This window comes from Halobiforma nitratireducens JCM 10879 (assembly GCF_000337895.1).
Classification (GTDB): Archaea; Halobacteriota; Halobacteria; order Halobacteriales; family Natrialbaceae; genus Natronobacterium; species Natronobacterium nitratireducens.
The window spans coordinates 1-7,366 of record NZ_AOMA01000031.1; the positions used below are offsets into that span (position 1 = coordinate 1).

Annotated in this window: 8 protein-coding genes and 1 tRNA gene; 6 read left to right on the forward strand and 3 right to left on the reverse strand. The window is 66.4% G+C overall.

Going from position 1 to position 7,366, the window contains the following annotated elements:
• Positions 1-73 precede the first annotated feature (73 nt).
• From C446_RS02920 to C446_RS02940, 5 genes are all read left to right on the forward strand, one after another.
• Positions 74-1,528, forward strand: a complete 1,455-nt coding sequence (locus tag C446_RS02920) for a methylaspartate mutase subunit E (RefSeq protein ID WP_006671566.1) — start codon at positions 74-76, stop codon at positions 1,526-1,528.
• Position 1,529: 1 nt separating this feature from the next.
• Entirely contained in the window at positions 1,530-2,834 is a 1,305-nt protein-coding gene (locus C446_RS02925) for a methylaspartate ammonia-lyase (RefSeq protein WP_006671567.1), read from the forward strand.
• 28 nt (positions 2,835-2,862) lie between these two features.
• A complete protein-coding gene (mch, locus tag C446_RS02930; RefSeq protein ID WP_006671568.1) occupies positions 2,863-3,945 on the forward strand; it encodes a 2-methylfumaryl-CoA hydratase in 1,083 nt (360 codons plus the stop codon).
• Between the two features lie 53 nt (positions 3,946-3,998).
• Entirely contained in the window at positions 3,999-5,042 is a 1,044-nt protein-coding gene (gene citE, locus C446_RS02935; RefSeq protein WP_006671569.1) for an L-malyl-CoA/beta-methylmalyl-CoA lyase, read from the forward strand.
• 126 nt (positions 5,043-5,168) lie between these two features.
• On the forward strand, positions 5,169-5,585 hold the full coding sequence (locus C446_RS02940) for a nuclear transport factor 2 family protein (protein WP_006671570.1): 417 nt from the start codon (positions 5,169-5,171) through the stop codon (positions 5,583-5,585).
• Positions 5,586-5,660: 75 nt separating this feature from the next.
• Here C446_RS02940 and C446_RS02945 read toward each other — a convergent pair.
• Together C446_RS02945 and C446_RS02950 are read right to left on the reverse strand one after the other, a co-directional pair.
• Positions 5,661-5,744, reverse strand: a tRNA-Ser gene (locus tag C446_RS02945).
• A 73-nt stretch (positions 5,745-5,817) separates the two neighbouring features.
• Positions 5,818-6,660 carry a hypothetical protein gene (locus C446_RS02950; protein WP_006671571.1) on the reverse strand — a complete coding sequence of 281 codons (843 nt, stop codon included), beginning with the start codon at positions 6,658-6,660 and terminating at the stop codon, positions 5,818-5,820.
• 119 nt (positions 6,661-6,779) lie between these two features.
• Between C446_RS02950 and C446_RS02955 the strand changes: the two genes are divergently transcribed.
• On the forward strand, positions 6,780-7,004 hold the full coding sequence (locus tag C446_RS02955; RefSeq protein ID WP_006671572.1) for a hypothetical protein: 225 nt from the start codon (positions 6,780-6,782) through the stop codon (positions 7,002-7,004).
• A 17-nt stretch (positions 7,005-7,021) separates the two neighbouring features.
• On the opposite strand, the gene C446_RS02960 is transcribed toward C446_RS02955, so the two are convergent.
• Positions 7,022-7,366, reverse strand: a 345-nt coding sequence (locus C446_RS02960) for a uracil-DNA glycosylase family protein (protein WP_006671573.1), incomplete at its 5' end; no start/stop codon positions are given.

Below are 7,366 nucleotides of genomic sequence, written 5' to 3' on the forward strand. Positions count from 1 at the left end.
CCTCCGCCAGGATCTCGAGATTACACCGACGGAGTCGGAACGAGCGACGGTCACGTCGTAAGTCGACGAGGAAATGATACGCGACGAACGCATTCCATCCGACGAGCTACGGCGCATCGACGAGGAAATCCGGTCTAACTGGCCGACTGGAAGCGAAGTCGACTTCGAGGAGGCGATCGCCTACCACGAATCGCTGCCCGACCACAAGCGATTCGCGGACGTCCTCGAGTCGGCCGACAAACCGCTCTTGCAGCCGCGGGCCGGCGTCCCCCGGCTCGACGACCAGATCGAACTACTCGAGTATCTCCACCGCGAGGGACAGGCCGATCTCCTGCCGACGACGATCGACTCGTACACGCGCGACAACGAGTACGAGAAAGCCCAGGAGGGACTCGAGAAGGCCCAGGAAACCGGCGAGGACACGCTCAACGGTTTCCCCGCGGTCAACCACGGCGTCGACGGCTGCCGCGAGTTGATCGACTCGATCGAGGCCCCGATCGAAGTTCGTCACGGCACGCCCGACGCCCGTTTACTCGCGGCGATCACCTTCGCGGGCGGCTTCCAGAGCTTCGAGGGCGGACCGATCTCTTACAACATCCCCTACACCAAACGACACGGCCTCGAGGAGACGATCGAGCGCTGGCAGTTCGTCGATCGTCTGGCCGGCGCGTACACGGAACGGGGCGTCCGGATCAACCGCGAGCCGTTCGGCCCGCTGACCGGGACGCTCGTCCCGCCGTCGATCGCCATCGCGATCATGCTGGTCGAGGGGAAACTCGCGGCGACCCAGGGCGTGCGGTCGATCACGCTGGGCTACGGACAGGTCGGCAACGTCGTCCAGGACGTGGCCGCCCTCAACGCGCTCCAGAAACTCGGCGACGAGTACCTCCCCGACGAGGTCGTCGTCACGACGGTCTTTCACGAGTGGATGGGCGGGTTCCCGCCGGACGAGGCTCGCGCCAACGGCGTGATCAGCCTCGGCGGGATGACCGCCGCGATCGCACAACCGGACAAGGTCATCACCAAATCGCCCCAGGAGTTCCAGGGAGTGCCGACCAAGGAGGCAAACGCCTCCGGGCTGCGGACAACGAGACAGGTTATCGACATGGCTATCGAGCAGAATATCGACATCGACGGTATCGCCGAAGAGCAGGACCTGATCGAGCGTGAGACGCGCTGTCTGATGGAGACGATCCACGACCACGGCGACGGCGACGTCGTCCAGGGAACGATCGGCGCGTTCGATTCGGGCGCACTGGACGTTCCCTTCGCCCCCAGTGACAGCGCGAAAGGCGACGTGCTCCCGGCACGCGACGACGACGGCCGGGTCCGCATCTTCGAGTGGGCCGACCTCGAGATGGACGAGGACATCAAGGAGATACACAGGGCCCGGCTCTCGCGCCGTGCCGACACGGAGGGGCGCGACCAGTCGTTCCGGATGGTCGCCGACGACGTGGACGCGATCAGCGACGGGAAGCTCATCGGCCGCCCGCAGTCCTCCCAGTCCCACTTCCAGGAGGGTGCCTGAGATGGAGACCGAGACCGAGATCACCGCCGTCCACGCGACCCCCGGCTACGCCGGGTTCTTCTTTGACGACCAGCGCGCGATCAAGCAGGGCGCACGGCAGGACGGGTTCACCTACGAGGGCGACCCCGTCACCGACGGCTTCGACGAGATTCGCCAGGCCGGCGAGAGCCTCGTCGTCGATATCGAACTCGAGAACGGCCGTGTCGTCCGCGGCGACTGTGCCGCGGTCCAGTACTCCGGGGCCGGCGGGCGGGACCCGCTCTTCCAGCCCGACGAATACGCGCCCGTCGTCGAGGGGCCAGTCGCCGACGCACTCGAGGGACGGGACGCGACTGCATTCCTCGAGAACGCAGACCTGCTCGAGCAGTTAGCCGTCGACGGCGACCGGCTCCACACGGCGGTTCGATACGGCGTCTCGCAGGCGTTGCTCGGCGCAGCCGCGGAGGCGCGAGCGACGACGAAGACGGACGTGTTGGCCGACGCGCTGGACACCGATCCCGCGAGCGAGCCGGTGCCCGTGTTCGGCCAGTCGGGCGACGACCGCTACACGAACGCCGAGAAGATGTTCGTCAAGGGCGTCCCCGTCCTCCCTCACGGGCTGATCAACAGCGTCGAGAAGATCGGCGAGGACGGCGAGACGCTGTGTGAGTACGTGGCGTGGCTCGCCCAGCGATCCCAGGAACTCGGCCCTGACGACTACCAGCCCCGGTTCCACGTCGACGTCTACGGGATGATCGGCGAGGTCTTCGGCGCGCCGTACGACCGCGAGGAGGTGATCGACTACTTCGCGGCGCTCGAGGAGGCTGCTTCCCCCTATCCGATACAGATCGAGGGGCCGATGGATGCCGGTGACCGTGTGGCACAGATCGACGCGATGGTCGAACTGCGCGAGGGACTGGCCGACGCGGGCGTCGGGGTCGATCTCGTCGCCGACGAGTGGTGTAACACCTTCGAAGACGTGCAGGCGTTCGTCGACGCCGGCGCGGCCGACATCGTCCAGATCAAGACGCCTGATCTGGGTGGCATCCACCGCAGCGGCCAGGCCGTCCGGTACTGTGAGGGAACCGACACGCGTGCGTACCTGGGCGGGACCTGCAACGAGACGGCGACCTCGGCTCGCGTCTGCGCTCACGTCGCGCTGGCGACCGACGCGGCCCAGGTGCTCGCGAAACCCGGCATGGGGTTCGACGAGGGCTACATGATCGTCGAAAACGAGATGCGACGAACGCTCGCACGGCGGGCACGGGACGGAACGCGGGAGAACCCGACCGACGCCGAAACGGACGAACTCGCGGCCGACGACTGACGAAATCAGACCACCACAACGGACCACGATGACCGACTGGACAGACCCCGACACGTTCGCACAGGCACTCGAGAACGCAGACACCCGGGAGAAGGGCAACTACTTCGAGGACTTCGCGGAGGGTGACCTCCTCGCGCACGATCTCGGACTCACCCTCTCCCGGCCCGGCAACGAGGGGTGGATGAGCCAGACGCTGAACCACGATCCGGCCTACTGGCGGACCGACGCCGCCCACGAGCGCGGGTTCGACGAGCCGCCGATCCACCCCGACTACCTCACGGCTGCGACCCTCGGTATCACCGTCGAGGATCTCAGCGAGAAAGGCGGCTACTTCCTCGGCCGCACTGACGTCCGGTTTCCGGGTGCGCCGGTGTACCCGGGGACCGAACTGCGGGTCGAAAGCGAAGTCGTCAGCACGGCGACCTCGAGTTCACGGCCCGAGTACGGGATCGTCACCTGGCGAACTCGCGGCAAGGACGCCCAGACGGACGACGTACTCTGCTCGTACGAACGAACCAACATGATCCCGCGACGGGAGCCCGTCGCGACGGACGGGAGCGGGGCCGCAGCCTCCGGGAGTGAGGACGAAGCCGCTGACGGTCCCGACCTCCCAGCCGAGTTCGTCGTCCCCGATGGCGGCTACTTCGAAGATTTCGTCGACGCCCTCGAGCGCGCCGCCGACCGCGACGCCGCAGTCGCCTACCGACACGAACGCGGGCGAACGCAGGACGATGTTACCGTCGCGGCGCTGCCGCTCGCGACGCTAAACACGGCCAAACAGCACCACAACGTCGACGTGATGGCCGACTCGCCGTCGGGCGACATCGTCACCTACGGCGACGTGACCCGATCGACGGCGCTGGGTCACGCCCGCTCGGACGAACGGACGTGGCGCGAGGTCGGCTTCGACGACGAGCAGTTCCACACCTTCGTGGCCGCCGGCGACACCGTCTACGCGTTCACGCGGGTCCTCGAGGCCGAAGACGAGGTCTCGAGGGGGGCAAGCGATCGGGCCGGTACCGTCCGGTTCGAGCATATCGCGTTCAACCAGGACGACGAACCCGTTTATTCGGGAACCAGAACAGCCGAAATCCGGAAGCGATCGGACTGAGACAGCAACAGACACCGACACCGACACCGACACCAGATACCCTGACGAAACCGATGACCGACGACACACGACTCTGCCGTACGTTCCAGACCGCACCGGCCGCCGTTCCGAAAGACGACTCGGCGAAGTACCTCGTCTCCGGCCTCGAGGCCGAGGGGTTCCAGGCCCCCGACTGGCTCGTCCCCGACCTGGAGGACGGTACCGCCCCCGACATGAAAGCCGAGGGTCTCGAGAACACGATCGAACAGGTGCCCGAGTACGAGTTCCCCGGCGAGATTTGGCCCCGCGTCGAGTGGAGCTACGAAGACGACTCGTTCCGCGAGAAGGGCCGCGAGCAGATCGACCGGCTCGTCGCCGATCTCGGCGACGAGATCGAAGGTGTCGTCGTCCCCAAGGTCGGCCGGCTCGCGGACGTCGAACGCGCCGCCGAAGCCGTCGCGGAGGCCGAACGCGAACACGGCTACGCCGACGACTCGATCGGCCTCTCGATTATCGTCGAGACCGGCCGCGCCCGTTCGGACCTGCGAGAGATCGCGGCGTTTGGCGCTGACTCGCGACTCACCGCGCTGGTCTTCGGGCCCGTCGACTACGCGGCAGAACTGGGCGGTCGCGACCTCGGCGACGGGATGCCACGCTGGGACGGCCTTCTCGAGGCGTTGTCGAACGAGGCCAGCGCGGCCGGGTTGCTCGCGATCGGGGGCCCCTTCGACGACCTGTTCAAAGAGCGTGCAGGGCTGACCTACTACAACGCCGAGGAGTACGCCGACCAGATCGAGTACGAAGCCAGGATCGGCCTCGATGGCTCCTGGTCGCTGTACCCCAAACAGACGATCCAGGCCAACACGATCCACATGCCCACGCCCGAGGAACTCGAACGCGACGTGAGCAAGATCGAACGGTTCAACGCCGCCAAACGGGAGGGGACCGGCGCGGTCACGCTCGACGGACAGATGGTCGACGAGGCGACGTTCAAGAACTTCAAAAACACCGTCGAGCAAGTCCGCGCGATCGACGCGACCCGGCCGGAACAGACAGCCGAGTACTACGACGAGGACCTGCTCGAGCGGGCACTGGAACTCGAGTTGTCGTACCAGTAATTTCCTTCTTTTTCCGGTGTCATTCCGTTCCGTTCCGTCTCGTTCCGGTGTCGTTCCGTTTCGTCCCGTCGCGGCGGCATCGTCCGGTGCCGGGAACGTTTTGCTCTCGGTCGTGTACGTAGTGGTATGGCAGACGATACCACTGAACTCGACACCGGTGCTGATCCTGATTCTGATCCCGATCCCGAGACGATGGTCCGCGAGTACTACGAACTCGTCGACGCCGAGGAGTACGACGACCTCGTCGCGCTGTTCACCCCGGACGTTCGGTACGAACGTCCCGGCCAGGGTGCGATCGAAGGTCGCGAGGCCCTACGGAGGTTTTACGAGACGGGCCGACCGCTCGAGGAGGGCAGCCACGAGGTACACGACGTGGTCGTCGACTCGAGCGGCGGCGATGTGACGGTCGCCGTCCGTGGGACGTTCTCGGGCCGGCAGGGCGAGGAGACCGTCGAGTTCGGGTTCGCGGATTTCCACGCGCTGAACGCCGAGAGGGACGCGATTGCTCGCCGCTATACGTTCACGGATCGCGACGAAGTGTAAGCTCGATCGACACACCGGAGGAGATTCGAATCCCACCGATATCGCTGTTGCTCACGGGTTCGTTCGCCACAGCAACGGTGGGGATGGGATTTGAACCCATGAGGCTTGACAGCCACCTGCTCTCAAGGCAGGCGCGTTAGGCCGCTCTGCCACCCCACCTCACCTCCGACTACCCGGTCCGTTCAAAAATGGTTATCGGTCTCTCTCCGAGATGGGCCGCGAGCGGACGCCGTCACTTCTCGCCGTGGTCTCGGTGGTCCTCGCTCTTGCTCCCGCTCTCGCTCCCGGTCTTGCCCTTGCCCTTGCCCTCGCCCTCGCCTTCGAACTCGAGTCCGTCGTCCGTGACTCTCACCCCGAGTTCCTCGAGTACGGCCGGCGTCGCGGTCGAGAGCAACCGGTCTGCGAGCGCTCTCGTCTCGAGGGTCGCGAGCGTCGCCGCGAGTCCGTCCGGCGTCGCGATCGTCGGGATCATCGGGGCGAAGCCGAACTCGAGGCCGGCGTCGGTTGCCCGAGTGGCCAACGTCGCGTGCGACGGCGGCGCGTAGGCGTCCTCGAAATCGATCGGTTCGCGGAACGCCGAGAGGTACGTTCGGCCGCCCGAGGACGGGCCGAAGACGGCCTCGTGACGGCGCAACCCCATCGCTGCGCCGTCGATCTGTGAGCGTTCGACCGCCGGTGCGGTCGGCTCGACCACACCCACGCTGGCGACATCTTCGCTCTCGAGGAGGTGCGTGACCGAGTTACCGATCCGCGCGGAACGGGTCGAGCCGACCTGCCGCTCGAAGCGGACGTCCTCGATGTCCCGTGGCGCGTCTTCGAGGGCGGCGGCGACGAGGTCGCGAATCTCGGTTTCGGGATCGGGAGCGTCCCCACCGGTATCTGTGGCGGGAAGCGTCTCCGCGTCGCGGTAGTTGACGAGTAACTCGCCGCCGCTGTCCGCGACCGTTCGCACGACGTCCGTGACGGCCGCCTCGTAGAGGACGGCGGCGTCGGCGTCGGTAAGCGGCGTCCGTTCGACGAGCTCCGACAGGACCAGGCCTTCCCGCGGCGGGTCGACGGGAACGACGACGATCATACCGTACACTCCGGGCGCGTGATTCTTTAACGCGGCGCTTCTGCGGGGACGAGAGCTACGGTGGCATCGGCGACGAGAGCGACGAATAAATTATACCCGTCGCGTCCGTTGTCGAGAGCATGAACGACCGCACCCTCTCGGTTACGGGATTGCTCGGAACCATCGTCATCGTCGCGCTCGCGGCGCTGGGCGTCTACGGCTTCGTCACAGGTTACGCACTCGAGAGCGCCGGAGAGCTGCTTGCGCCCTCGCTTGGCGTGCTGGCGGTCGCACTCGTGGTCGTCGCCGTACTGGCCGGTCTCGGCGCTCGATCCAAGCAGTGGGTCCAGAGCACGTACTGGTAAACCGGTAACTCGGCGCTCTATCGCTCACGTCGTCCTTTCGTCTGACGGTAATCCGACGCCATCAGCGCCGCGAAGTGCTCGAGCCACGCCTGGGTCTGCTCGTCGGTCTGTTGCCGGGGCTCGAGCATCGGCACGAGCGCGAACCCCCGGCCGCGGATCGTCGTCGCGTGTGCCTCGGGCAAGGAGAGCTCCTCGGCCGGCGTCGTCGTGTACTCGGTGCCCAGCTCCGCGAGTGCCCGCTCGCCGACGGGGATCAGGACCTCGGGGTTGATCGATCTGATCTCGGCGTTGAGGTAGGGTTCGCAGTTGCCGATCTCCTCGTCGGTCGGCACCCGATCGGGGTCGCGACACCGCGTGAGAGT

Excerpts from the sequence above, each read along its gene's own strand:
- C446_RS02920 (WP_006671566.1), top strand. The coding sequence starts at position 74 with ATGATACGCGACGAACGCATTCCATCCGACGAGCTACGGCGCATCGAC.
- C446_RS02925 (WP_006671567.1), top strand. The coding sequence starts at position 1,530 with ATGGAGACCGAGACCGAGATCACCGCCGTCCACGCGACCCCCGGCTAC.
- mch (WP_006671568.1), top strand. The coding sequence starts at position 2,863 with ATGACCGACTGGACAGACCCCGACACGTTCGCACAGGCACTCGAGAAC.
- citE (WP_006671569.1), top strand. The coding sequence starts at position 3,999 with ATGACCGACGACACACGACTCTGCCGTACGTTCCAGACCGCACCGGCC.
- C446_RS02940 (WP_006671570.1), top strand. The coding sequence starts at position 5,169 with ATGGCAGACGATACCACTGAACTCGACACCGGTGCTGATCCTGATTCT.
- C446_RS02950 (WP_006671571.1), bottom strand. The coding sequence starts at position 6,660 with ATGATCGTCGTCGTTCCCGTCGACCCGCCGCGGGAAGGCCTGGTCCTG.
- C446_RS02955 (WP_006671572.1), top strand. The coding sequence starts at position 6,780 with ATGAACGACCGCACCCTCTCGGTTACGGGATTGCTCGGAACCATCGTC.